This is a genomic window from Nocardia iowensis (assembly GCF_019222765.1).
GTDB lineage: Bacteria > Actinomycetota > Actinomycetes > Mycobacteriales > Mycobacteriaceae > Nocardia > Nocardia iowensis.
Genome location: NZ_CP078145.1, coordinates 5,937,724 through 5,962,497 on the forward strand (window position 1 = coordinate 5,937,724; position 24,774 = coordinate 5,962,497).

Consider the following 24,774-nt stretch of genomic DNA (forward strand, 5'->3'; position numbering starts at 1 on the left):
TGGGGCGTTCGGATGATCATGAAGAACGGAGCGCGTGACATGGATGTCGTGGCGGAAGCGGTACGGACGATGGCTCGCAGGTTCGCCGATCTGGCGTCGTCGGCACCGGACCAGCCGGTCACCGCCACGCCGGACTGGTCGATCGTCGACGTCCTCGGTCACGTCGCGATGGAGCCGTCACGCTATCGGGAACTGGCGCTCGGCGGAGGTCGGTGGCCAGCCCGCGCGGCCGACCTGCCCGCGTTCAATGCCGAGCAGATCGCGACCTTGCCGACCCGCGACCCGCGCGAACTGGCCGCGAAGCTGGTGGCCGACACCGATGAGTTCCTCGCGACGGTTGCCGACGCCGACGCCGATCGCACGATGATGTTCGACGGCGACCAGCGTATTCGCGTCGACCGGTCGCGCGGCACGTTGCTCGGCGAATTCGTCGTGCACGGGTACGACATCGCGCGCACGCTCGGCCGGAGCTGGCCGATCGAGCCGTCGCACGTACCGATCATTCTGGACGGGCTGAACCAGGTGGTGCCGGGTTGGGTCGACGCGGCCAAAGCCGATGGTCACACCGCCACCTACGAACTGCGGTTACGCGGTCTGACGCGATACGTGTACCGATTCACCGACGGACAGTTGACAATCAACCCGGCCGAGCCCGGTCCCGTCGACGTGCACATCAGCGCCGACCCGGTGGTCGCGCTGCTGCTCAACTACGGCCGGATCGGACCGTGGCGTCCCGCACTGACCGGACGGGTGATCACCTGGGGGCGCAAGCCGTGGCTCGGACTCGGCTTCAGCGGGCGCTTTCTGCCTGCCTAACGTGGCGAGATCGCGACCAGGTGGGTGACCTGGTCGTCGCCGATGGTGAATTTCGACGCCTCCTGCTCGCGGATCTGGTCCTGCGCGGTGAGCCGGACCTGGTGCTGGTGCATGTGCTCGGCCCAGGACCGGACGACGAACGCCTCGACGTAGCGGTCGAGCACGCCGACGTCGCGATACAGCCGCCACTCCATCGCGCCGGTGCGTTGCCGGGACCGGCCGACGAACGCCATCGCGGTCATGAACTCGTCCACGTTTTCGGGCGGCACGTCGTAGGTGCGCAGCACCAGCACCGGCCCGTCCGCCGGATCTGGTTCGACCACCAGCTGCGGTTCCGGCCAGAACGCCGAGGGCGTCTGGTCCAGGTTCTCCGCATTGTGACTGATCGGCAGCCACACCGTGCTGACCGCGCACAGCGCGAGCAGCGCCGCGGCGATCAGCAGCGCGGACACCGGCCCGGCCGCACCGGCGACCACGCCCCACACCACTGAGCCGATCGCCTGCCCACCCATGAACACCAGCAGATACACCGAAAGGCCGCGGGCGCGCACCCACGCGGGCAACAGCAACTGCATGGTCGAGTTCATCGTGGACATCGCGAGCAGCCAGGCGAAACCGGCGAAGACCAGCAATACCAGCACGACCGGCACGACGTGCAGCACCGCGGTAGCCGCCGTAGCGAGCCCGAAGAGCACCGCCGCTGTGGTCAACCGCTGGGTGGGTGTCAGGAGCGTGCGCAGCCGCGATAGCCCGACGGCGCCGAGTACCGCGCCGAGACCGAGTGCGGCAAGCATGAGCCCGTAGCCGGACGAGGACAGCCCCAGTTCGTCGCGCGCGATCACCGGCAGCAGCGCCCACAGCGCGCTGGCCGGGGCGATGAACAGAATCGAACGCAGCAGTACCCGTCGGATCGCCGGGGCCGCTCGAATGAATCGGGTTCCGGCCTGCAATGCCGCCAACGGACGTTCGCTCGGCAGCTGCCGGTCCGTCGCGGGCCTGCGCCACAGGCCGAGCACCACGACAATGCCAACGAACGACACCGCGTTCAGGGTGAACACCAAGGTCGGCCCGGACAGCGACACCAGCACCCCCGCGATCGCGGGACCCACCGCGCGCCCGATGTTGATGCTCATGCTGCCCAGTGCCGCCGCCGACGGAATCTGCTCGCGCGGTACGAGTTCCGGCTGAATCGCCTGCCACGCGGGCCCGGTGAGCGCTTGCCCACAGCCGAGCAGGAACAGGAGGGTGAGCAACACGGCCGGAGTGGTGTGCCCGGTCGCCGTCGACACCGCAAGCACCGCGGCGAGCACCGCCATCGTCGACTGCGCACCGAGCAGCAGCCTTCGTCGATCGACCAGATCGGCGATCACGCCGGACGGTATAGCGAGCAGCATCACCGGCAGCGTGATCGCGGTCTGCACGAAGGAGACGAGGACGGCCGCATTCGGCTCGTCGACCAGGATCCACTGCGCGCCGACGGTCTGCATCCAGGTGCCGAGGTTGGATACCAGCTGCGCGATCCACAATGCGCGATACACCTTCGACCGCAGTGGCGCCCAAGTGGAGATCGGGGTGGAGGCGGCAATGGTCACTCGCCGAAGCTTAGCTAGTCGAGGTGTGCACGCCGCGGATGCTGGAGCAACGGCCACGCCGCTGCCCGACAGCCTCCACCAGCAGGCCGAGCGGCAACGTATCGGAGATTCCCGCCGCCCACTTGGCTCAGGGCGCCAGCCCCAAGACGGACGCGAGCCGCTTGGCGTCGGGCCGCACGGTTGCGCCGCCGTGCGCGACGAGGTCCGGCACAGCCGACCGGGCGAACAGTGAGAAGCCGAAGGTATCGGGTGATTCCTTGTGCGCCTTGCCGAGTAGCGCCACCGCTGCCATCGGCTCGTCCCGCATATGGTGTGCGCGCGCTATCTCGGCGGTGTGGAAGCTGCGGCGCGTGGCTGACGGCATCTTGGTCAGATCGACCTTGCTTGCTTGCCGGATCGCGTATCCGCTGTGCATCAGGTCGAGCTGGACCGTGATCGCGTACGCCTGGACCATCTGCCGTCCGAAGATCAACCACGGATGGCAGTAGGCATCGCCGAGGGAGCGGGCGGCCCTGTCCGCGTTGTCCCAATACCGCAGGGCGTCCCCTTCACGTCCGACCTTCGCATAGGACAGCGACATTGCGAGTTGCAGCAGCCCCCACAGCGCGCGGTCGTTGTCGGATTGCTCGGGCGCCAACAGATCGGACACCTCGCGCGCCAATTCCACGCGCGCCTCGTGCTGTTCGCCCGCGTCCCGGTAGATGTGGTTCACATACCAGGCGGCAGCGGCCATCGCATGCGGGTCGTCGGCGTCCTGCGCGGCGGTCATCGCACGATCGCCGGACATCAGCACCAGCGCGGCCGCGGGTTGGAACGACAGATACAACTGGGTCAAGTGGTAGACCTGAGCCAAGGTGGACAGTGCCATTCGACGCTCGTTCCCATCGAGCTGACGCACGCCGATGCGAGCGTCACACAGCAGGCCGGGCAAAACCGTTGCCACGGCTGAACGCTGGCAGGCGGCACCATGCCACAGCGCCCACGCTTGTCGGGTGCGGGCCGCCAGCGCCGCTGCGGACAGGTCGGGGTCATTGCTGCTCGCCGCCACCGGGTAGGAAACCAACGCCTCCGACACCTTCGCCAGGGCCGGATGAACGGTCTTGCCGTAGCTGGCTCGCGACAGCGCCTGCTCCCCGGTCAGCTCCCTGAGGTCGCCGATGTCGAGGATCTCCGCCAGTCGGATCAGCATCGGCAACCGTGGCTGCTGAAGCCGTCCCGTCTCAACGGCTTTCACCCAGCTCGCCGAACGACCAGCGAGCTCCCCCAGTACCGAACGCGTCATGCCCGCTCGCCGGCGCAAACGCTGCAATCGCTGACCGAAGTCTCCGGGGTGAACCATGACGGGCTCCCTAACCCACTGTCGAACAGACGTTCTTTGTCCAGATTACTCGGCAGCGCGGAATTTCGAATTCCGAACAGGGACACATTGTGTGCCTCTGCGCTGGCTGATGTGGGTCAACGTCAACGGCAGCACCGCCTCGGGCGGCGGGTGCCACCAACGACAGCGAAACGGCAGGGGTGAAGCGGTGGGGTTCAACTGGTGGCGAGACAGCGAGTCGGATGGCACGTCGGTTCAGGACATTGTGGACCGGGTGCAGGCTGAATGGCGAGCTGAGCGCCGAAGCGTTCGGGCCGAGGATGCTGGACTATGGCCGCATCGGTGGCCGCACGCGGCACCCGAGTATCCGCTGAGCGTGTCTGAAGCGCACCGAATCATGCAGCAGCACCGCGGGTGTCGAGTATCGGACTGCCCGCGCAAGGCGGCGGCGCGGCAAGCCCTGATCGATGCGGGCCGGATGCGACCGGATCCATCACGAGAGCGCTGAGCGCTGCGGATCGCTACCGCACGACCGCACACTCCGGCCCTCAGCCGCACACCCGGAGTACTGGGTGTGCGGCTGTGACAACCGGTGTGCGGATTCGGTCGATCAGTGCGCGCGGGCGCTGAAAGGTGCGATTCCGGTGCTACGCCCGGTCCCCGGTGCGCGGCTGGGTGCTGGCGAGGATCAGCGCCAAGCTGAGGAGCCCGCCGCCCATCATGCCCAGGGGTGTGAGGCGTTCGCCGAGTACGAAGGCGGCGAGGACAGCACCGGTCAGCGGCTCGAGCAGGGCGAGGACGGCGGCGGTACCCGCGGCGGTGTCGGAGAGCCCGTGGAAGTACAGCGTGTACGCGATGGCGGTCGGGATCAGGCCAAGCGTCAGCAGCAGGGCGATGCTGACGGCGTTCGGCTGGAAGGTGATTCCGGTCGTCAGGGCCAGCGGCGCCAGCAGCAGTGCGCCGCCGGTGAAGCCCAGAGCCGTCGTGGTCATCGGGTCGAGGCCGGTGACCGGCCGCGAGCCGATGACGGTGAGTGTCGCGAACGCGCTGGCGGACAAGGCCGCAAGGGCAGCCCCGACGAGCAGGCCAGTGGTGCCCACGTCGCCGGACGGGACCCCGACCAACAAGGCCAGCCCGGCCAGTGCGAGCCCGATCGTCCCGGCCCGCCGCCGGTCCAGCGCCCGGCGCCCGGTGACCTGCTCCAACAACGCGACCACCACCGGCGACATCCCGATGGTGATCAAGGTGGCGACGCTCACCGACGACGCGGCGACCGCACCGAAGTAGCTCGCCTGGAAGATCGCGGCGAGGGCAGCGACCGCACCGATTCGCCGCCACGCCAACGGATTCCGTGGCAGCGGCCGTCGGGTCGCCGCCAGCAACGCGACGAGCAGCAGACCGCCGACAGCGAGTCGGCAGGTGGCCACCGCAACGGGTGACAAACCGGTGGCACGGCCGAGCAGGGTGCCGAGCAAACCGCCGGTGCCCCAGAGCATTCCGGCGCCGACGAGATAGACCAGGCCGGACCGGCCCGCGGTGGACAGAGTTGTAGACATGAAGGTTCGCGCTCCTGCGACAGAGAGGGATGGGGTCGCGGAAGCGAGGTGCACAACGAATGCCGAAGGGGCGCGCTCACCCGATGGATGGCGCGCTGACTGTTACACCTCGCTCAGGAGGCGGGCGGCGGTGTGATCGGAAAGCATCGGTGCACGCGGCCGATCTTAATGTCCGGTGGCATGATCTGTCGCCCCGGTTACCGGCGAGCGCGTACCTCCGTCACGGCCACGCGCCGCCTCCGGACGGGCTCCGCCCGGCGGCGCTCAGTGCGCGCAGGGCCGGATCGGCCGCGATGCGGGCGGCGGTCTCGGCATCGGGCTGATAGGGCTTGGCGCGAATGATCCACTCGCGACGCAGCTCGGGCACCGTCACCTGCAGTTCGTCCCACTCGGAGGTCAGCTGACCGGACCAATCCATCTGTTCCGGTCCGTCGAGGAAGCCGCCGGTGTAGCCGAGATAGTCGTTCCACACCGCATACGACGTGGCGAAGGTAACCGCGTCCGGCACATCGAGTTTCAACAACCACCTGCCGTGCGCCCATTCATGGTCTCCCAGAAGGGCATTCGCCGTACGACGAACGGTGGAGCCGCGCAGCCCGCGCCCCGGCCAGCACCACACCGGCGGCGCGTCCCCGCAGTCGATGCCGCGCCGCGTCATCTCGGCGGCCATGGTCCGGAAGGCCGGGTGCCAGTTCGGCGAAATGAGATCCCACCTCGCGCGGTACAACCCGCTCGACCGCACCGCGGCGACCACCTCGGGCGCCTGTAGCGTCCACAACCGCATCCGCCCGGCCTATCCGTCGACCGCGTCGGCGTACGTCTGCAGCATGTCCTCGATCAACATGAGGACCGCATCATCGAGCTCGGGCCGCTGATACACGCCACGGACCACCGCCTGCCCCGAAAACAGGTGCAGCACAAGGAAGAACAGCGGCTCGCGCAATCGCTGCGGATAGCGGTGCAGCACACCGGTGCGCTCGACGGCGGCGACGATCTCGTCGTAGTAGTTCTCGACCGTCGGCGCGATCCTGGTGCGCAGCTCCGCATCCGAGCGCGCCGCGAGGTAGATCTCGCGCAGCGCGTGGGTAATGTTGTCGGACTGGGCCGCGCGCAGGAAGCGCAGCGCGGTGTCGAGCGGATTCGCTTGGTCCCCAAGATGTTCCATGATCACGGTGAAAGCGGCGAGCTGCCGCGTGACGATCTCCTCGGCGGTCCGCACGATCAGATCGAGCCTGCTGTCGAACTGCCGGAACATGGCCCCGACGGACAGTCCGGCGCGTCCGCAGATCTCCTGCACGGTGGTGCGCTGGTAGCCGACCTCGCCGATCGCGGCGATGGTCGCGTCGATCAGCTTCGCGACGGTGGCGGCGCGGCGTTCCTGTTGCGTCCGGCGTGGACGCGATGTTTCGGCGCTCCCGGTCATGATTCCCCATCCTGCCCGGTCGGTCCCGCACCAGTGGTCATCGGGTCAGCGTGATCGTTGACACAGCGGCGGGACGCACTTTACAGTCAACGCGCCAATTAGGAAACAATCGCTCTCTTTTTGCCCGAGGGCCGTGGCGCGCAGCGTTGCGTAGATGTCGAGGAGTCGCTATGAAGATGGGCACTGTCGGGGGCACCAAGAGGGTGGTCGCGCAAACTTGCCTGGCACTGACCGCGGGTTTGACCGTCGCGGTGTGCCCCGTGCTGGTGGGGGCGGCGCACGCGGAACCCGTGCCGGTGGCGCCGCCGCTACCGTTCCCCCTTCCGCCCGCCCCGCCGTACCTGGACCAGGGGTTCTACCACCCCGATCCAGCCAAGGTGGCCGCGGCGCAGCCCGGCGAGATCCTGGCCGCACGGCAGGTGAACCTCGCGAACTTCTTCTTGATCCCGCTCAACGTGCGGGCCTGGCAACTGTCCTTCCGCAGCACCAATACTCGCGGCGAGGCGATACCCGCGGTGGCCACCGTGATCGTGCCGTACCGGCCCTCTCCGACGCCCGACCGCAGCCTGGTCTCCTTCCAGTTCGCCGAGGACTCCCTGTCGCAGAACTGCGCACCGTCCTACGTGTTGCAGATGGGTTCACTGCCCAACCCGACCAATACCGTCATCGGGCTGGAGTTCGTCGAGGCCCAGGCCATGCTGCAACTCGGCCACGCGGTCGTCGTGCCCGACCATCAGGGACCGAACGCGGCCTACGCCGTCGGCCCGCTCGGCGGCCGGATCACCCTGGACGCCATCCGCGCCGCCCAGAACTTCGAACCGGCAAACCTCCCTGGAGCCGCCACCCGGACCGCCCTGTGGGGCTATTCGGGCGGCGCCATCCCCACCGCGCACGCCGCCGAACTGCAACCCGAGTACGCGCCGGAGCTGAACCTGATCGGCTCCGCCACCGGCGGCCTGATGGCCGACATCCGTACGGCGGTCGACTACAACAACGGCACCTCGACCTTCGGCGGTGCGGTGCTCGGCGGATTGTTCGGTGTGGCAAGGGAATACCCGGAGGTCGCGCGGTTCATCGATCAGTACATGAACCCGTTCGGCAAGGCGATCCGGGTCGTTCACGAAGGGCAATGTGTCGCTTTGCAATTCGCGGGCTTCCCGTTCGTGAACATCAAGGGGTTGTTCGACTATCCCGGCGATCCGATGCGCGCACCCGAAATGCAGCCGGTACTGGACGAATTGAGCCTCGGCCGCCGGGGCGTACCCAAGGCCCCGCTGTTCATCTACGAGGCGCCACTCGACGAGGTGATGCCGATCAACGCGGTCAACAAGCTCTACGACACCTACTGCAAGGACCCGAACGCCAAGGTCTTCTACACCCGTGACCTGCTCAGCGAGCACGGCATCGCCGCCGTCTCCGGGGCCGGTTCGACCGCGATGTGGCTGAACGACCGGCTGAACGGGATTCCCGCGGCGGAAGGATGCAGCAACCGCGACGTGCCGTCGCAGATCCTCGACCCCGGCGCGTTCGCCACCTTCGCCAACGCCATCGGCCAGACCCTCGCCTCCGCCCTCGGCATGCCGGTCTGACCGGCCGAAAACCCGGCCGGGCCGCACGACGTCGGTAGCATCGCCCTCATGTCGGCTAAATTCGTGCGGTTCGGCCCGATCATTCTGTTGGCGCTCCTCGCGGTCACGGCCTGCTCGAACGGCGACTCGAATTCGAACTCGACCGAGCAGACCTTGATGGGCCGCACCTTCGTCTCCACCGGCGTCGAGGGTGCGCCGATTCCCGGCGGCGGGCCGCTGACCTTGACGTTCAAGGACGGCCGCGTCGCCGCGGACGCAGGCTGCAATTCGCATTCGGGATCGGTCGAGCTCGACGACCACAAGGTGCATGTGTCCGGCCTGGCGAGCACCCTGATGGCGTGCCCGGGTGACCGCCAGGGCGCCGACGAATGGCTCAGTGCGCTACTGAATTCCGAGCCGAGCTGGCAGCTCGACGGCGCGAAGCTGACCTTGAAGAGTGCCAAGCTGACGGTGTCCATGCTGGACAAGAAGGTCGCCAAGCCTGACAAGCCGATCAAGGGCACCACCTGGATCGTCACCGCTCTCATCACCCCGGACGCGCAAATCCGGTCGCAGACCCTCGACGAGGTGAAACCCACCCTCACCATCGCCGACGACGGCAGCGTCTCCGGCAGTGCGGGCTGCAACCGGATGACCGGCAAGGCCACCGGCAGCGACGCCGAACTCACCTTCCAGGTGGGCACCACCAAGATGATGTGCGCCCCCGAGGTGATGGAGGTCGAGCAGGCGGTGCTGAAAGCCTTGGACGGCAAGACAACCGCCAGCGTCGACGCGGACACCCTCACCCTGCGCAACACCAACGGCAGCGGCCTGACCCTGCATGCGGAGTGAATCCCGCGGGCCATGTGCGCGCAGAGCCCCGCAACAAAGAAGGGCCGGACATCGCTGGTGCGACATCCGGCCCTTCGTCATGAAAACCGTTACGGCAGTGGACCGCCCGCGGCAATCGCGGACAGGGTGGCGAACTCGTCACCCTTGAGCGAGGCGCCACCGACGAGTGCGCCGTCGATGTCGGTTTGCCCGACGAGCTCACCGACGTTCTTGGCGTTGACCGAGCCGCCGTAGAGCACGCGGACGCCCGCCGCAACCTCCGGTGAGGCGAGCACGCCGAGCTCCGCACGGATCGCACCGCAGACTTCCTGCGCGTCCGCGGGGGTGGCGACCTTGCCGGTGCCGATGGCCCAGACCGGCTCGTAGGCGATGACGATCTTCGAGATCTCCTCCGCCGTCAGGCCTTTCAGCGATCCACGCAGTTGCTCGAGGTTGTACTCGACGTGCGTCTGCGCCTCGCGGACGTTCAGGCCCTCGCCGATGCAGACGATCGGGGTGAGCCCATGCTTGAGCGCCTGCTTGGCCTTGGCGAGCACGGTGGCGTCGTCCTCGTGGTGGTACTGCCGCCGCTCAGAGTGACCGACGGTCACGAAGGTGCAGCCCAGCTTCGCCAGCATGGCACCACTGATCTCACCGGTGTAGGCGCCCGAGTCGTACCTCGAGACATCCTGCGCACCATAGGTGAGCAGGAGCTTGTCGCCCTCCACCAGCGTCTGCACGCTGCGCAGGTCGGTGAACGGCGGCAGCACCGCCACGTCCACCTTGGCGAAGTACTTCTCCGGCAACGCGAACGCGATCTTCTGCACCAGGGCGATGGCCTCGAGGTGGTTGAGGTTCATCTTCCAGTTGCCCGCGATGAGCGGCTTCCTGGCAGCGAAGGACTTTGTCACAGCCGTACCACTCCTCAATCTTCCAGCACCGCGATGCCCGGAAGTTCCTTGCCCTCCAGGTATTCCAGCGACGCGCCGCCGCCGGTGGAGATATGCGAGAAACCGTCATCGGGCAGACCGAGCGCACGCACGGCCGCGGCCGAGTCGCCACCGCCGACGACGGTGAACGCGCCCTTACCGGTCGCGGTGACGATGGCCTCGGCCACCCCGCGGGTACCGGCCGCGAAGTTCTCGAACTCGAACACGCCCATCGGGCCGTTCCAGAACACCGTCTTCGCTTCGGTCAACAGCGCCGCGAACCGGTTGGCCGACTCGGGGCCGATGTCCAGGCCCATCCAGCCGTCCGGAATCTGGTGCGCGGGAACAACCTTCGAGTCGGCATCGGCCGCGAACTTGTTCGCTGCCACGATGTCGCGCGGCAGGTGGATGACGTCCGCGTACCGGTCGAGCAGGTCCTTGCAGGTGTCGATCATTTCTTCCTGCAACAGCGAGGTGCCTACCGAAAGACCCTGTGCGGCAAGGAAGGTGAAGCACATCCCGCCACCGATGACCAGCGTGTCGACCTTCGGGGCGAGCGCCTCGATGACCGCGAGCTTGTCGGAGACCTTCGAACCGCCGAGCACCACCGCGTACGGCCGCTCGGGGTCCTTGGTCAGCTTGGCCAGCACCTCGACCTCGGCGGCGACCAGCGTGCCCGCGTAGTGCGGCAGCAGCTTCGCCACGTCGTACACCGAAGCCTGCTTGCGGTGCACCACACCGAATCCGTCGGACACGAACGCGCCATCGTCACCGACCAGCTCGACCAAGGCGGCGGCGAGCTTGCCACGCTGCGCGTCGTCCTTGCTGGTCTCGCGCGGATCGAAGCGGATGTTCTCCAGCAGGAGCACATCGCCGTCGGTCAGCCCCTCGGACCGCGCGAGCGCGTCCTGGCCGACCACGTCACCGGCGAGCTGGACATTGCGGCCCAGCTCTTCGGCGAGCTTCGCGGCGACGGGCGCCAGCGAAAGCTTGGCCTCCGGCTCGCCTTTCGGTCGGCCGAGGTGCGCGGTGACGACCACCTTCGCGCCGGCCTCGACCAGCGCTTTGATGGTGGGCACCGACGCGATGATGCGACCGGGGTCGGTGATCTGTCCGCTGTCGTCGAGGGGGACGTTCAGGTCGGAGCGCACGAGCACGCACCGACCCTCGACACCCTCGTTCAGCAGATCCTGGAGTGTCTTGACTGTCATGGCCTCAGAGCGACTTGCCGACGAGGCCGATGAGGTCGGCGACACGGTTGGAGTAGCCCCACTCGTTGTCGTACCAGCCGACGACCTTCACCTGATCGTCGATGACCTTGATCAGCGGCGCGTCGTAGATGCACGAGTGCGGGTCGGTGACGATGTCGCTCGACACGATCGGGTCGACGTTGTACTTGAGAATGCCCTTCAGCGGGCCCTCGGCGGCGGCCTTGTACGCGGCGTTGATGTCGTCGATCGAGGCCGACTTGCGCAGGGTGACAGTGAGGTCGGTGACCGAACCCGTCGGGACCGGAACGCGCAGCGCGTAGCCGTCCAGCTTGCCCTGCAACTCGGGCAGCACGAGGCCGATCGCCTTGGCCGCACCGGTGCCGGTGGGCACGATGTTCAGCGCGGCGGCGCGGGCGCGGCGCAGGTCGCTGTGCGGGCCGTCCTGCAGGTTCTGGTCCTGCGTGTAGGCGTGGATGGTGGTCATCAGACCACGCTCGATGCCGAAGCTGTCGTTCAGCACCTTGGCCAGCGGGCCGAGGCAGTTGGTGGTGCACGAGGCGTTGGAGATGATGTTCTGGCTGCCGTCGTACTTGTCGTCGTTGACGCCCATGACGACGGTCAGGTCCTCGCCCTTGGCGGGCGCGGAGATGATGACCTTCTTGGCGCCAGCGGCGAGGTGCCCCTTCGCCTTGGTGGCGTCGGTGAAGATGCCGGTGGACTCGACGACCACGTCGACGCCCAGGTCGCCCCACGGCAGTGCCGCCGGGCCCTCCTTGATGGCCAGCGCCTTGATCCGCTGGTCACCCACCACGATGGTGTCGTCGCCGTCGAGCGAGACATCCTGCGGCAAGCGGCCCAGGATCGAGTCGTACTTGAGCAGGGTCGCGAGCGTCGCATTGTCGGTGAGGTCGTTGACCGCGACGATCTCGATGTCGGTGGTGCCCAGCGCCTTCTGCGCCTCCACCGCCCGGAAGAAGTTACGTCCGATACGACCGAAGCCGTTGATGCCTACCCGGACAGTCACGTTATCGCTCCTCAGCTTTCAAGCGGATCATTCCGATGTCTAGTAACAGTAGTGCCCGCCTGTAACCCCACCGACATGCACCTGTCCGTTGTGAACTGGCGGTCTCGCTGCGGTTATCAGGTCACCAGGGTGCGAACGTTCCCGAGTCACCACATCACTACGGTAACCAGGGAAATCAATCACCGACTGGTCTGTTTCCTCACAGTCCGGCGCGCCGACCAGCGCAGGAACATCGTCAAGAGTCCTGGCAATCCGACACACCGGTCATTCCGACGCATTCGCCGGTGGGGTTACCCCGCTGTTGTTCCGGCACACACGCGCCGGTTCGAACTTTCCCTCGGACGCCGAACAGGATCCATTCAGCCGTCCAACAGGCTTTCACTCGGCCATCTAGCAGGCTTTCACTCGGCCGTCTAACAAGCTTTCACTCAGCCCTCGTTCCGATATGCGCCGGAATCGAGTGGCGAGTTCGCGCTGGAAGCTCCGGCTCTACGCGTCAGCCGGGAGGACTCTCCGACGTCAGCCGGGAGGACGCGCGGTGACATCCAGCCGACAACCGGGATCATCCGGCCGGTGGACGCGGTGGCCCACCGGCCGGATGACAGCTTCCCGGGTCGATCAGGCTTCGTCGAGCAGTTCCGCCGTGACCGCCGATTCGGTGTCGGGCACGCCGAGCTCCTTGGCCCGCCGGTCCGCCATCGACAGCAATCGCCGAATCCGTCCCGCCACAGCGTCTTTCGTCATCGGCGGTTCGGCGAGCTGGCCGAGTTCCTCCAGCGACGCCTGGCGATGCTGCACCCGCAGCTTGCCTGCCGCGGCGAGATGGTCCGGCACGTCGTCGCTGAGGATCTCCAGCGCCCGCTCCACCCTGGCCGCCGCGGCGACCGCGGCCCTGGCCGAACGGCGCAGGTTGGCGTCGTCGAAGTTGGCGAGCCGGTTGGCGGTGGCCCGCACCTCGCGGCGCAGCCTGCGCTCCTCCCAGACGATGCGGGTGCCGTGCGCCCCCATCCTGGTGAGCAGCGCGCCGATGGCCTCGCCGTCGCGGACCACGACCCGGTCGGTGCCGCGCACCTCGCGCGCCTTCGCGGTGATGCCCAGCCTGCGGGCCGCACCGACGAGCGCGAGCGCCGCCTCCGGACCGGGGCAGCTGACCTCCAAGGCGGAGGAGCGACCTGGTTCGGTGAGCGAGCCGTGCGCGAGAAACGCTCCGCGCCAAGCGGCTTCGGCGTCGGCGATGCTGCCGCCGACCACCTGGGCGGGCAGGCCGCGCACCGGACGACCACGCACGTCGAGCAGCCCGGTCTGCCGGGCCAGCGCCTCGCCCTCCTTGGACACGCGCACCACGTAGCGGGAGGTCTTGCGCAGACCGCCCGCGCCGAGCACGTGCACATCGGAGCCGTAGCCGTATAGCTCGAAGATCTCCCGGCGCAGCCTGCGCGCGATGGAACCCATGTCCACCTCGGCCTCGACGATCACCCGCCCGCCGACGATGTGCAGGCCGCCCGCGAACCGCAGCAGCGCGGACAGTTCGGCCTTGCGGGAACTCACCTGTGACACGGTGAGCCTGCTCAGCTCGTCTTTCACATCGGCTGTCATCGCCACGAGACGCGCTCCTTTCCACCCAACCCGGAACGCACATCCTGACCCATGTGCCGTCCCTCGACTCGAAGCCCTGCCATTTGCGGCCGAGGTTGCCGGATCAATTGATCCAGTGCGGCGGCAAGCTTTCCGGGATGATGCCGGTCCGTTCCCGCTTCGGCGACATCGGAGAAGGTTACCCGTGCCCGCAACTGTTCGGCAGCTCTCGCCACATGTTCTCTTTCGCGACCCTCGGGCACCGACCCCGAATCGACCAATACTTCGTCGACCACGAATTCCGGTGCGTGCTGGGACAATACATGCAGGTGCCGTTCGGCGGAGAAACCCGCCGTTTCGCCGGGCTCGGCGGCGAGGTTCAGCACGAGGACTTTCCTGGCTCGGGTGTACACCAGCGCCTCTCGTAGTTCGGGGACGAGCACATGGGGGATGACGCTGGTGAACCAGGAACCTGGTCCGAGAACGACCACATCGGCGTGTTCGATGGCCGAGGTGGCTTCCGGACTGGCCGGCGGGTCGGACGGAATCAACCGCACCCGCCTGACCTTTCCCGGAGTGGTCGCGATGGCGACCTGGCCGCGAATACAGCGGCTGACCCGCGGATCTGCTTCCAGCCCAGCCACATCCGCTTCGATATCGAGCGCGATGGGGGACATCGGAAGCACCCGCCCGGTGATGCGCAACATCTTCGCGACCTCGTCGAGCGCGGCAACGGGGTCACCGAGCACCTCGGCCAGTCCGGCCAGGATGAGGTTGCCGACCGAATGTCCGGCCAGCGCGCCGGTGCCGCCGAAGCGGTGCTGCACGGTCTTCGTCCACACTCCGTCGGCGTCCGCGGCCAGCGCGGCCAGCGCCATCCGTAGATCGCCGGGCGGCAGTACGCCGAGTTCGGCGCGTAGCCGACCGGACGAACCGCCGTCGTCCGCGACGGTGACGACCGCGCAGATCTTTCTGGTCAGCCGCCGGACGGCGGTCAATGTCGCGTATAGGCCGTGCCCGCCACCCAGCGCGACAATGCCGGGATCGGATTCCCAACCTGTCATTCGCGCCCCAGATCCCGGTGGACGACCCGCACCACATCGGCTGGTTCCTCGGTCACGTCGGTGACCTCGCTCATCAGTTCACCAAGAGCCTCGGCTATCGCCACGCTGCGGTGCCTGCCTCCGGTGCAGCCCACTGCCACGGTCATGTATCGCTTCCCCTCTTGGCGGTAACCGTTCATCGTCAGTTCGACCAGGTGGTGGCAGGTACGCAGGTAATCGTCCGCGCCGGGGCGCGACAGCACGTACTCGCTCACCACTGATTCCTGACCAGTGTGTTCCCGCAATTCTGGAATCCAATGTGGATTAGGTAGAAAACGCACATCCAACACCATGTCGGCGTCCAGTGGAACCCCATGCTTGAAGCCGAAGGATTGCACGGTCAGCTGCAGCGCGCTCGGCGCGCCGTCGCCGTACGCCTCCTCCAGCTTGCGGTGCAGCTGGTGGATGGAGAGCTCGGTGGTGTCGATGACCAGATCGGCCGCCGCTTTCACGGCCGAGAGCCGGACCCGTTCAGCGGCGATGCCCGCCGAGAGGGTGCCGTCCTTGCTCTCGCTCTGCAGCGGATGGCGGCGCCGGGCGAAGCCGAAGCGCCGGATCAGCACGTCATCGGATGCCTCGAGAAACAGCACCCTGGTCTTGATGCCGAGTTTGCGCAGCTGTTCGGTGACCACCGAGAGGTCACCGGTGAAGAACCTGCTGCGCACGTCCATCACCAGGGCAAGACTGCGGATCGGCGGGTCGGCCGAGGCGCCCAGTTCAACCATCCGGCCGATCAGCTCCGGCGGCAGGTTGTCCGTGACGTACCAGCCGAGGTCCTCCAGCACCCGGGCGGCGGTGCCGCGGCCCGCGCCGGATAGTCCGGTCACGATTACAACCTCGACCTGCGGGTTCGCCGCTGAGACAGCGCTCGAGGGGCCGGCCCGCCCCTCGGTCTGTCGCGGATTGCCCGCAGTGTTGTTCGATTCGACGCGTGTCATGTCCTACCGGATCCGTCACACGACTGCGCCGCGCTGGCGCTCGGCTCCGCCGTGTGCCGTGGCACGCTGTGTCGTTGGTTCACTCGCTGCGCTCGCTCTCTGGTACCTCTCGAATCATCCCGCACCGGCTCCGGTATCGGGCGCAGACATGCGCGATGACCCTCCGTGGTGACAAGGACGGGTCACAAACATGTGTTGGAACGGTACCGAGGATATAGGTGGAAGGGAGCAAAGCCGACGATTCCGATGTACCTCAGTCCTCCCGTAGGGCAGCGAGCACTGCCTTGGCGGTCGCCAGGCCGATGCCGGGGACCTCGGTGATCTCGTCCACCGTGGCCTGCTTCAGTTTGGCGACGGAACCGAAATGGGTAACCAGCGCGGTTCGGCGCGCCGCGCCGAGCCCGGGCACCGAGTCCAGCGCGGACGCGGTCATCCGGCGGGAGCGTTTGCTGCGGTGGAAGGTGATCGCGAACCGGTGTGCCTCGTCGCGGACCCGCTGCAACAGGAACAGGGCCTCGCTGTTGCGCGGCATGATCACCGGGTCGCTCTCCCCCGGCACCCACACCTCCTCGAGCCGTTTGGCCAGGCCGATCACCGCGACGTCGGTGATGCCGAGCTCGTCGAGCACCTCCGCGGCGGCGGCGACCTGGGGTGCGCCACCGTCGACGACGTAGAGATTCGGCGGGTAGGAGAACTTGCGCGGGCGGCCGGTCTGCGGATCGATGCCAGGGCGGGACACGAGTTCGGCCGCGTCATCACCGTTTTCGGCCGCTGAGTCCGACGCCGCCAGGTCCTCGCTCGCCATGAGCTCACGCTCTTTTTGCAGCTTGTAGAACCGTCGCCTGGTCACCTCTCGGATGCTGCCGACGTCGTCCGAACGGCCCTCGCCCGCGGCCTCCTTGATGGTGAAGTGGCGGTACTCGGATTTGCGGGCCAAGCCGTCCTCGAACACCACCAGCGAGGCGACCACGTCGGTGCCCTGCACGTGACTGATGTCGACGCATTCGATCCGCAAGGGTGCGCTGTCGAGTTCGAGCGCGTCTTGAATGGCTTGTAGCGCAGCCGATCTCGAGGTGAGGTCGCCCGCACGCTTGAGTTTGTGCTGCTGCAGGGCCTCCATCGCGTTGCGCTGCACGGTCTCGGCGAGCGCCTTCTTGTCGCCGCGCTGCGGCACCCGCAGGCGCACGGCCGAGCCGCGCAGGTTGGCCAGCCACTCCTGGATCTGGTCGGCGTCGGCGGGGAGTTCGGGGACGAGCACCTCGCGCGGCACCACGGCGGTGGGCTGCTCGGCCTCGCCCAGTTCGGCGACGGCCACCTGCTCACCGTAGAACTGGGTGAGGAACTGCTCGACCAGCACGGCCATCTCGCTGCCCGCCTCCGGTGCGTCGATGGCATCACCGGATTTGTCGACCACCCAGCCGCGCTGGCCGCGGACCCGGCCGTCACGGACGTGGAAGATCTGCACCGCCGCCTCCAACTCGTCGGTGGCGAAGGCGATCACGTCGGCGTCGGTGCCGGTACCGAGCACGACCGCCTGCTTCTCCAGCGCGCGGCGCAGCGCCTGCACGTCGTCGCGCAGGCGGGCGGCGTTCTCGAAATCCAGGTCCTCGGCGGCGTCCTGCATGCGGCGTTCCAGCTGGCGGACCATGCGGTCGGTGCGCCCGGCCAGGAAGTCGCAGAAGTCCTCCACGATCTGGCGGTGCTCCGCGGCGCTGACCCGGCCGATGCACGGTGCCGAACACTTGTCGATGTAGCCGAGCAGGCAGGGGCGGCCGATCTGGTTGTGCCGCTTGAACACTCCGTTGGAGCAGGTGCGCGCGGGGAATACCCGCAGCAGCAGGTCGAGGGTTTCCCGGATCGCCCAGGCATGCGCGTAGGGGCCGAAGTAGCGCACGCCCTTTTTGCGGGCGCCGCGGTAGACGAACAGCCGGGGAAACTCCTCGTTCAACGTCACCGCGAGCACCGGATACGACTTGTCGTCGCGGTAGCGCACGTTGAAGCGCGGGTCGAATTCCTTGATCCAGTTGTATTCGAGCTGCAGCGCCTCCACCTCGGTGGAGACCACCGTCCACTCCACACTCGCCGCCGTGGTGACCATCTGCCGGGTGCGCGGGTGCAGCGAGGCGACGTCGGCGAAGTAGGAGTTCAGCCTGCTCCGCAGGCTCTTTGCCTTGCCGACGTAGATGACCTGCCGATGCGCGTCCCGGAACTTGTATACCCCTGGTTCGACGGGAATCGTGCCCGGTTTGGGCCGGTACGTCGCTGGATCTGCCACCTGTCAAGCCTAACTAGGAGGTCCGACAGGGCTGGCGAACCATGCCTTCGTTGCGGGGCGGCACAACTGGTAGACGATGGCGGGGGTGGTCGCGAGTGAATAGACCACCGCCACCAGCCACAGTCCGGGTGGGATGTCGATGGGGTGGGTGCGCAGGCCGACCACCGCCTGGGCGGCGGCCAAGATGATCGCCAGGACGCGCACGCCGGTCGCGCCTCGGGTGAACCCGCAGACGACGATGCCGAGTAGCCAGCTGAACAGGAACTGGATCGCGGCGCCGCCCGCGGCTTCCCCACCGAACGCCAGTCCCATGATCACCGGATAGGCGAGACCGAATCCGGCCAACCCCCAGGCGGCTTCCCTTGCTTCACGAGCAGGTATGGGTATGTCGTCCGGTTCCCAGGTTTCGGCGACAGCACAATCCTCGTCCGAAAATTCCGCGCGCACGGCGCTCCCCCAACTTCAGGTCGACACTCTCGGCCCGAATCAACGGGCGCGCCGGCAGAACGGTAGAGCACCCGGGAGAGTCGGACAACTCGGGCGCTGCGGCGGTGCGCCGGGAATGATCCGGCGCTGATATCGGCGGTCGAGTTCGGGGTAACCGGTGGGATCAGTGGCGCTGCGAAAGTCCGTGCTGGCGTAGGGCATCGAGGAGGCCGGATGGGCGCTCGCGGGTCGGCAGGGGTTCTACCAGGGCGAATCGGCAGCCGAGTGTGGTTGCGCCACCGTCTGCTTCGGCGCTGTCGCCGACCATCAAGGCGGCCTCGGGATCGACGCCGAGTTTGTCGAGGGTAGCGGCGAAAATACGGGGATCCGGTTTCACCGCGCCGATTTCGAACGACAGGGCGAAGGCTTCGACATATCGGTCCCAGTTGCGGCTGGTGAAGGCGGGGCGGATGTCGAAGGCGATATTGCTTACCACGCCGACCTGAATGCCCTGGGCCGCAAGCAGAGTCAGCGATTCTTCGACGTCGGGGTAGGGCGTCCAGGCCATCGGGTCGATCAAGCGCTCGTAGAGGACGGCCGCTTGGTCGTCGGTCGGTACGCCGGACTTGCGAAGGACTTCGAGGTACGCCCGTCGGTGCAGCTTCGGGTCCAGGTCCCGGTTGTCCCAGGCGTGCTGGCCCGCCGCGTCGAACTGGACGAGTTGATCGACGGGCGCCGTCATCCGGCGCAGGATCTCGGCCTTCTCGTGCACGTCGAAGGGGCGGCCGTCGGCCGCTACCAGCGCCTCACCCCACGATTCGTCCTCCTCCAGTCGAAACAAGGTCCCGGAATAGTCGAAGAGCACCGCCTCGATGGTCACCGGACCAGCCTACCGACGGGTCGGTGTGCGGTGCGGTCAGCGCAGGTGGTGCGCGGTCCGGTCGGGCCTGGGCGACAAACGGTGGCGCGCAGTCGCGTTCATCTCGATCCACCCAGTGCCGCATTCTTGCGATCCACTGCTTGCCGGTCGACACCGGCGTGGTGCCAAAAACGCTCACCCTGTACCGGTGCCGACAGTTAGAGTCCCAGCATGAGGCGCGCGCGACGAACCTGGACCGGTGTGGCGGCGGCGATGCTGCTCACGCTAGGGACGGTCACGGCTTGTTCTTCCGATGAGGACACGGCCGGAGGCGTCTGCGAGACGGTCCCGAACGGGACACCCGTGGCCGCGACTCCGGGTGCCACCGGGGGCAAGACGCAGGACATCAGCACCAACCCGGAGATCTCCACCGGATACCGGTCGGGGATGACACCGGTGCGCACGAAAACGTACGCGGTGGCGACGGCGAATCCGGTGGCGACGAAGGCCGCGTGCGCGGTGCTGCGTGCGGGCGGTACCGCCGCGGACGCGTTGATCACGGCGCAGACGGTGCTCGGGCTGGTGGAGCCGCAGGCATCGGGCATCGGCGGCGGCTCGTTCCTGATGTATTACGACGCCACCGCCAAAACCATCGACGCCTACGACGGGCGTGAAGTCGCGCCCGCGGCGGCGACCGAGAACTATCTGCGCTGGGTCAGCGACGCCGACCGGACCGAGCCGAAGCCGAACACCCGGGCCAGCGGCCGATCCATCGGCGTGCCCGGGGTGCTGCGGATGCTGGAGATGGCGCACCGCGACCACGGCAAGTCCGGCTGGCGCGAACTGTTCGACCCGGCCATCGAGCTGGCCGATCGCGGGTTCCCGATCAGTCCGCGATTCGCCGGGCAGATCGCCGAATCGGCCAAGGATCTCGCTACGGACGAGGCGGCGAAGGCGTACTTCCTGACTCCCGACGGCACACCCAAGGCCGCGGACACCATGCTGACCAACCCGGCAATGGCGAAGACGTTGGGCGCCATCGCCTCCGAAGGCGCCCAGGCGTTCTATACCGGCGCCATCGCGCGCGACATCGTGGACGCGGCCACCTCCGCCTCCGGCGGGCGCACGCCCAGTCTGATGACCACCGCCGATCTGGCGAACTACCAGGCGAAGAAGCGCACCGCCCTCTGCACGACCTACCGCGCGCACGAGATCTGCGGCATGCCGAATCCGTCCTCCGGAGGCAGCACCGTCGCCGCCACCCTCGGCATTCTGGAGAACTTCGACCTGGCCGCCCTGCCGCCGGACAACCTCGGTACCGGTTCCGACGCCCGCAACGGTGGCAAGCCGAAGGCCGAGGCGGTCCACCTCATCGCGGAAGCCGAACGCCTCGCCTATGCCGACCGCAACAAGTACGTCGCCGACACGGATTTCATTCCGCTGCCCGGCAATTCGCCCGACACCCTGCTGAACAAGGACTACCTGAAGCAGCGCTCCGGACTCATAGACCGCGGCCGCAGCATGGGCACCGCCCAACCCGGCGACTTCGGCCCCGTCCCGCTCGGCGTCGGCCCGCAGCCACCCGAACACGGCACCAGCCACATCTCCGTGGTGGACCAGTACGGCAACGCCGCCGCCATGACCACCACCGTGGAATCCGCCTTCGGCTCATTCCACCTCGTCAACGGATTCGTGCTGAACAACCAGCTCACCGACTTCTCCGCCGACCCGCTCGGCACCGACGGCGCACCGGTCGCCAACCGGATCCAGCCCAACAAGCGCCCCCGCAGCTCGATGGCCCCCACCCTGGTCTTCGACAAGGCCCCCGACGGCACCCGCGGCCCCCTCACCCACCTCACCGGCTCCCCCGGCGGCTCGGTGATCATCCAGTTCGTCGTGAAAACCCTCATCGGCATGCTCGATTGGGGCCTCGACCCCCAACAAGCCGTCTCCGCCCTCTCCTTCGGCGCAGGCAACACCCCCACCACCGGCCTCGGCGGCGAACACCCCAGCATCAACACCACCGACAACGGCAACCACGACGCCCTGGTCCTCCGCCTACGCGAACTAGGCCACCAGGTCTCCGTAGCCCCCCAATCCAGCGGCCTGAGCGCCTTGAAACGCGACAGCACCAACTGGTGGACCGGCGGCGCCGACCCCCGCCGAGAAGGAGCAGTCCTCGGCGACACCCGCTGAGCCGTCGCCCGCCCGTCCTCAACGGAACAGAGTCGAGGCAAAGCCCAAGACTCATGTCCCGTTGATCATGAACTGGCGATGGGGTCGGGTGGCCTGGTGGTCAGACGGGGCGGAGCAGGCCGTAGATGATGGGGCCTTTGTTTATGGGGAGCTCCGCTACCAAGCGGAATCCGACGTGCTCGGCCATTGACCTGCTCGTTTGGTTCGTGGCTACCACGAAGCAGTCGACGTTGCTGGTCGCTACGCGGGTCCGGACGATGTCGGATACGCGGCTGTTGCCTTGGGCGTGGGGCAGCGATCCGCCGGCCGCCAGATATAGGTGCGGCTGTTTCGGTCTGAGGTGCTCCATGCGTCGCGACGTCGCGAGGACTCTCGGTAGCGCAAGTCCCAGGGCGCGCAGCAGACTTCCCGGTTTCGCCGCCATCGAGGTGACACCCGGCGGGTCCCACAGGACGACGCTCACTATGTCGTTCGTGTCATCCCGCACCGTATCCACGATGCCGTTTCGCCGCCTCGACTCGACGCGGGATTCCCAGAAGTAGGGCAGTGCGCGGCGTCGCCGGTCGGCGTCGGGCCAGAAGTAGGTCATCAGCGGATCGTCGGCGAAGGCCTGTGCGAGGACTCCGGCTTCCGGTGTCATGGCTCGAGAATATGCCCGGATGTGGCGGAAACTGTGGTTACGCCATCGATCAGTCGTGGGTGGTGGTGTATTTCGCGCCCAGGTCGCGGAGTTGGTCTAGGGCTTGGGCGGCGTGGTGTTTGTCGTTGGAGCGGATGGCGAGGAGGGGGACGTAGTCGTCGTTGACGAGTTCTAGGCGGGCCCAGGATTTGTGGTCGGGGAAGGACACACCACGGACTGTTTCCCAGGGGAAGTCGTTGTCGCCCAGGACATTTCGTACCGAGACGCCTTGGGCGCCAGCGCGTACCCGGGGCCGGGTGAGCATCAGGACGGCGCTGGCGATGAGGATGCCGATGACGATCATGGCGATCTGGTCGGCGACTCGGAAGTTCACGCCGGTCGAACCGGTGCGCAGCCAGATGCCGCCGGCGAGGAATGCGGCGGCGATCAGGGTGGCGATGATCCGACAGTTGCGGACCGCGCGGCGCGGACGCACCTCGAATTCCCACTCGGGCGTAGCAGCGGGTTCGGCGTTCCTGCGGAAGATACGGACGACCGGCATCGACTTACCTCCGCGTTCGCCGCGGCATCGCACAGTCCGCCAACGGACTCCGAGCTGCACCCATCATGCGGACTGCCGCAGCGAGCGCAGCGTCAGCGCGGCATCGAGCGCCGCGGCACAAGCCTGTTCGCCCTTGTTCTCGGCAGACCCCGGAAGTCCGGCGCGGTCCAGCGCCTGCTCCTCGTCGTTGGTGGTGAGCACCCCGTTCGCGACGGGGGTACCGGCGTCCAGCGAGACCCGGGTGAGCCCGGCGGTCACCGCATCGCAGACATACTCGAAATGCGGTGTGCCACCACGGATCACCACACCGAGCGCGACCACGGCGTCGTGGGTGCGAGCCAGCTCCTGAGCCACCACCGGCAGCTCCATCGCACCCGCGCAGCGAACCACCGTGACGTGCAGGACGCCCGCGTCCTTGGCCACCTGTTCGGCGTTCGCCACCAGGGTGTCGCAGATCGTGGTGTGCCAGCGCGACGCGACGATGCCGAGTTTCAGATCCTTGGCATCAGCGAGCGCGAAAGTCGGTACGCCGGTACCGCTCATCAATGTCTGCCTTTCCGTGAATCAGCGGAATCAGCGGGCGGTCTCGCCCAGATCGAGGTCGTCGAGCCCGATCAGATCGTGGCCCATCCGGTCGCGCTTGGTCCGCAGGTACCGTAGGTTTTCGGCGTTGGCGCGCAACGGCATCGGCACCCGCTCGGTGATCCGCAGCCCGTATCCGTCGAGGCCGACGCGTTTGGCCGGATTGTTGGTGAGCAGCCGCATCGAGCGAATCCCGAGGTCTACCAGGATCTGTGCGCCGGTGCCGTAGTCGCGGGCGTCGGCGGGCAGGCCGAGTTCCAGGTTCGCGTCGACCGTGTCGTGGCCGGAATCCTGCAACTGGTAGGCCTGCAGCTTGTGCATCAGCCCGATGCCGCGGCCCTCGTGCCCGCGCATGTAGAGCACCACACCGCGGCCTTCCGCGGCCACCATTTCCAGCGCGGCGTCCAGCTGCGGACCGCAGTCGCACCGCAGCGAGCCGAACACATCACCGGTGAGGCACTCGGAATGCACCCGCACCAGCACATCGTCGCCGTCGGCGAGATCGCCGCGGACCAGCGCGACGTGCTCGACCTCGTCATAGATGCTCTGGTAACCCACGGCCATGAATTCGCCGTGCGCCGTGGGGATTCGCGCCTCGGCGACCCGCACCACGTGCTTCTCGTGCTTGCGCCGCCAGGCGATCATGTCGGCGATGGAGATCAGCGCGAGGTTGTGCTCGTCGGCGAAGACGCGCAGCTCCTCGGTGCGGGCCATGTGGCCCTCGTCCTTCTGGCTGACGATTTCACAGATCACACCCGCGGGACGCAACCCGGCCATCCGGGACAGGTCGACCGCGGCCTCGGTGTGGCCGGGGCGGCGCAGCACGCCACCGTCCTTCGCGCGCAACGGGACCACGTGCCCGGGCCTGGTGAAGTCGTCCGCCTTCGCCTCGTCGGAGGCGAGCAGCCGCATGGTGGTTGCGCGGTCGGCGCCGGAGATGCCGGTGGTGATGCCTTCGCGGGCATCGACCGACACCGTGTAGGCGGTGCCGTGCTTGTCCTGGTTCAACGCGTACATCGGCGGCAGGCCGAGCCGGTCGCAGTCGTCACCCGTCAGTGGCACACAGATATAACCGGAGGTATAGCGAATCATGAAGGCCACCAGCTCGGGGGTGGCCTTCTCGGCCGCGAAGATGAGGTCGCCCTCGTTCTCGCGGTCCTCGTCGTCGACGACGACAACCGCCTTACCGGCGGCGATGTCGGCGACTGCGCGCTCGATGGTGTCGAACCTGGTCACGTCTGTTGTGCTCCATCTCGAAATAGGTCCGCCCCTACAGTACGGCGTCGCCCGCGGGTGTTCCGCGCCCGGCCGCGTAAGGGGCGCGGCGCGACGAAGCTGGTCGGCAGGCCGGGCCCGGCTTGCGCGAAGTCG

At 67.5% G+C, this 24,774-nt stretch carries 22 protein-coding genes; 4 read left to right on the forward strand and 18 right to left on the reverse strand.

The features are described from left to right. The first annotated feature begins 39 nt into the window (after positions 1 to 39). Complete coding sequence (locus KV110_RS27280; protein WP_218470108.1) at positions 40 to 816, forward strand: maleylpyruvate isomerase family mycothiol-dependent enzyme; 777 nt, start codon at positions 40 to 42, stop codon at positions 814 to 816. Here the strand turns inward: KV110_RS27280 and KV110_RS27285 are convergent. The 5 genes from KV110_RS27285 to KV110_RS27305 all read right to left on the reverse strand — a co-directional run bounded on the left by KV110_RS27285 (position 813) and on the right by KV110_RS27305 (position 6,705). Continuing rightward, positions 813 to 2,408, reverse strand: coding sequence for an MFS transporter (locus tag KV110_RS27285; protein ID WP_218470109.1), 1,596 nt, complete (start codon positions 2,406 to 2,408; stop codon positions 813 to 815). The genes KV110_RS27280 and KV110_RS27285 overlap by 4 nt on opposite strands. 127 nt (positions 2,409 to 2,535) lie before the next feature. Then, positions 2,536 to 3,747: a helix-turn-helix domain-containing protein gene (locus KV110_RS27290; protein ID WP_218470110.1), complete on the reverse strand. Its 1,212-nt coding sequence runs from the start codon at positions 3,745 to 3,747 to the stop codon at positions 2,536 to 2,538. Positions 3,748 to 4,373: 626 nt separating this feature from the next. Further along, the gene (locus KV110_RS27295) at positions 4,374 to 5,282 is read right to left on the reverse strand and encodes a DMT family transporter (RefSeq protein ID WP_218470111.1); all 909 of its coding nucleotides are present in this window, start codon (positions 5,280 to 5,282) and stop codon (positions 4,374 to 4,376) included. Between the two features lie 220 nt (positions 5,283 to 5,502). Next, entirely contained in the window at positions 5,503 to 6,066 is a 564-nt protein-coding gene (locus tag KV110_RS27300) for a hypothetical protein (protein WP_218470112.1), read from the reverse strand. 9 nt (positions 6,067 to 6,075) lie between these two features. Continuing rightward, positions 6,076 to 6,705: a TetR/AcrR family transcriptional regulator gene (locus tag KV110_RS27305; protein ID WP_218470113.1), complete on the reverse strand. Its 630-nt coding sequence runs from the start codon at positions 6,703 to 6,705 to the stop codon at positions 6,076 to 6,078. Positions 6,706 to 6,875: 170 nt separating this feature from the next. On the opposite strand from KV110_RS27305, the gene KV110_RS27310 reads away from it, so the two are divergent. After that, complete coding sequence (locus KV110_RS27310) at positions 6,876 to 8,294, forward strand: lipase family protein (protein ID WP_218470114.1); 1,419 nt, start codon at positions 6,876 to 6,878, stop codon at positions 8,292 to 8,294. 48 nt (positions 8,295 to 8,342) lie between these two features. Beyond that, entirely contained in the window at positions 8,343 to 9,125 is a 783-nt protein-coding gene (locus KV110_RS27315) for an META domain-containing protein (protein WP_218470115.1), read from the forward strand. Between the two features lie 89 nt (positions 9,126 to 9,214). On the opposite strand, the gene tpiA is transcribed toward KV110_RS27315, so the two are convergent. The 9 genes from tpiA to KV110_RS27360 form a co-directional block, all read right to left on the reverse strand. Further along, a complete protein-coding gene (tpiA, locus tag KV110_RS27320) occupies positions 9,215 to 10,015 on the reverse strand; it encodes a triose-phosphate isomerase (protein WP_281427687.1) in 801 nt (266 codons plus the stop codon). A 14-nt stretch (positions 10,016 to 10,029) separates the two neighbouring features. After that, positions 10,030 to 11,244, reverse strand: a complete 1,215-nt coding sequence (locus KV110_RS27325) for a phosphoglycerate kinase (RefSeq protein WP_218470116.1) — start codon at positions 11,242 to 11,244, stop codon at positions 10,030 to 10,032. Between the two features lie 4 nt (positions 11,245 to 11,248). Then, the gene (gene gap, locus KV110_RS27330) at positions 11,249 to 12,268 is read right to left on the reverse strand and encodes a type I glyceraldehyde-3-phosphate dehydrogenase (protein WP_107657914.1); all 1,020 of its coding nucleotides are present in this window, start codon (positions 12,266 to 12,268) and stop codon (positions 11,249 to 11,251) included. A 618-nt stretch (positions 12,269 to 12,886) separates the two neighbouring features. Beyond that, positions 12,887 to 13,870, reverse strand: coding sequence for a DNA-binding protein WhiA (gene whiA / locus KV110_RS27335; protein ID WP_218470117.1), 984 nt, complete (start codon positions 13,868 to 13,870; stop codon positions 12,887 to 12,889). Continuing rightward, the gene (locus KV110_RS27340; RefSeq protein WP_218470118.1) at positions 13,861 to 14,907 is read right to left on the reverse strand and encodes a gluconeogenesis factor YvcK family protein; all 1,047 of its coding nucleotides are present in this window, start codon (positions 14,905 to 14,907) and stop codon (positions 13,861 to 13,863) included. Before KV110_RS27340 ends, whiA begins: the two co-directional genes overlap by 10 nt. Next, complete coding sequence (rapZ, locus tag KV110_RS27345) at positions 14,904 to 15,884, reverse strand: RNase adapter RapZ (RefSeq protein WP_246634009.1); 981 nt, start codon at positions 15,882 to 15,884, stop codon at positions 14,904 to 14,906. The genes KV110_RS27340 and rapZ overlap by 4 nt, the downstream gene beginning before the upstream one ends. A 253-nt stretch (positions 15,885 to 16,137) precedes the next feature. Beyond that, on the reverse strand, positions 16,138 to 18,159 hold the full coding sequence (uvrC, locus tag KV110_RS27350; RefSeq protein WP_218470119.1) for an excinuclease ABC subunit UvrC: 2,022 nt from the start codon (positions 18,157 to 18,159) through the stop codon (positions 16,138 to 16,140). A 9-nt stretch (positions 18,160 to 18,168) separates the two neighbouring features. Further along, positions 18,169 to 18,606, reverse strand: coding sequence for a hypothetical protein (locus KV110_RS27355; RefSeq protein ID WP_218470120.1), 438 nt, complete (start codon positions 18,604 to 18,606; stop codon positions 18,169 to 18,171). A 163-nt stretch (positions 18,607 to 18,769) separates the two neighbouring features. Beyond that, on the reverse strand, positions 18,770 to 19,465 hold the full coding sequence (locus KV110_RS27360) for an HAD family hydrolase (RefSeq protein ID WP_218470121.1): 696 nt from the start codon (positions 19,463 to 19,465) through the stop codon (positions 18,770 to 18,772). Positions 19,466 to 19,675: 210 nt separating this feature from the next. On the opposite strand from KV110_RS27360, the gene KV110_RS27365 reads away from it, so the two are divergent. Beyond that, positions 19,676 to 21,640, forward strand: a complete 1,965-nt coding sequence (locus tag KV110_RS27365) for a gamma-glutamyltransferase family protein (protein WP_218470122.1) — start codon at positions 19,676 to 19,678, stop codon at positions 21,638 to 21,640. Between the two features lie 100 nt (positions 21,641 to 21,740). Here KV110_RS27365 and KV110_RS27370 read toward each other — a convergent pair whose 3' ends face one another. From KV110_RS27370 to KV110_RS27385, 4 genes are all read right to left on the reverse strand, one after another. Then, entirely contained in the window at positions 21,741 to 22,280 is a 540-nt protein-coding gene (locus tag KV110_RS27370) for a hypothetical protein (RefSeq protein ID WP_218470123.1), read from the reverse strand. 49 nt (positions 22,281 to 22,329) lie between these two features. Continuing rightward, on the reverse strand, positions 22,330 to 22,821 hold the full coding sequence (locus KV110_RS27375; protein ID WP_218470124.1) for a PH domain-containing protein: 492 nt from the start codon (positions 22,819 to 22,821) through the stop codon (positions 22,330 to 22,332). A gap of 63 nt (positions 22,822 to 22,884) precedes the next feature. Then, on the reverse strand, positions 22,885 to 23,364 hold the full coding sequence (ribH, locus tag KV110_RS27380; RefSeq protein ID WP_218470125.1) for a 6,7-dimethyl-8-ribityllumazine synthase: 480 nt from the start codon (positions 23,362 to 23,364) through the stop codon (positions 22,885 to 22,887). A gap of 30 nt (positions 23,365 to 23,394) precedes the next feature. Then, complete coding sequence (locus KV110_RS27385) at positions 23,395 to 24,639, reverse strand: bifunctional 3,4-dihydroxy-2-butanone-4-phosphate synthase/GTP cyclohydrolase II (protein ID WP_218470126.1); 1,245 nt, start codon at positions 24,637 to 24,639, stop codon at positions 23,395 to 23,397. Positions 24,640 to 24,774: the final 135 nt, after the last annotated feature.

Bases quoted from the DNA above. Each gene is read 5' to 3' on its own strand.
- KV110_RS27280 (WP_218470108.1), top strand. From the start codon at position 40: ATGGATGTCGTGGCGGAAGCGGTACGGACGATGGCTCGCAGGTTCGCC.
- KV110_RS27290 (WP_218470110.1), bottom strand. From the start codon at position 3,747: ATGGTTCACCCCGGAGACTTCGGTCAGCGATTGCAGCGTTTGCGCCGG.
- KV110_RS27295 (WP_218470111.1), bottom strand. From the start codon at position 5,282: ATGTCTACAACTCTGTCCACCGCGGGCCGGTCCGGCCTGGTCTATCTC.
- KV110_RS27300 (WP_218470112.1), bottom strand. From the start codon at position 6,066: ATGCGGTTGTGGACGCTACAGGCGCCCGAGGTGGTCGCCGCGGTGCGG.
- KV110_RS27305 (WP_218470113.1), bottom strand. From the start codon at position 6,705: ATGACCGGGAGCGCCGAAACATCGCGTCCACGCCGGACGCAACAGGAA.
- KV110_RS27310 (WP_218470114.1), top strand. From the start codon at position 6,876: ATGAAGATGGGCACTGTCGGGGGCACCAAGAGGGTGGTCGCGCAAACT.
- KV110_RS27315 (WP_218470115.1), top strand. From the start codon at position 8,343: ATGTCGGCTAAATTCGTGCGGTTCGGCCCGATCATTCTGTTGGCGCTC.
- KV110_RS27325 (WP_218470116.1), bottom strand. From the start codon at position 11,244: ATGACAGTCAAGACACTCCAGGATCTGCTGAACGAGGGTGTCGAGGGT.
- KV110_RS27340 (WP_218470118.1), bottom strand. From the start codon at position 14,907: ATGACAGGTTGGGAATCCGATCCCGGCATTGTCGCGCTGGGTGGCGGG.
- rapZ (WP_246634009.1), bottom strand. From the start codon at position 15,884: ATGACACGCGTCGAATCGAACAACACTGCGGGCAATCCGCGACAGACC.
- KV110_RS27365 (WP_218470122.1), top strand. From the start codon at position 19,676: ATGAGGCGCGCGCGACGAACCTGGACCGGTGTGGCGGCGGCGATGCTG.
- KV110_RS27370 (WP_218470123.1), bottom strand. From the start codon at position 22,280: ATGACACCGGAAGCCGGAGTCCTCGCACAGGCCTTCGCCGACGATCCG.
- KV110_RS27375 (WP_218470124.1), bottom strand. From the start codon at position 22,821: ATGCCGGTCGTCCGTATCTTCCGCAGGAACGCCGAACCCGCTGCTACG.
- ribH (WP_218470125.1), bottom strand. From the start codon at position 23,364: ATGAGCGGTACCGGCGTACCGACTTTCGCGCTCGCTGATGCCAAGGAT.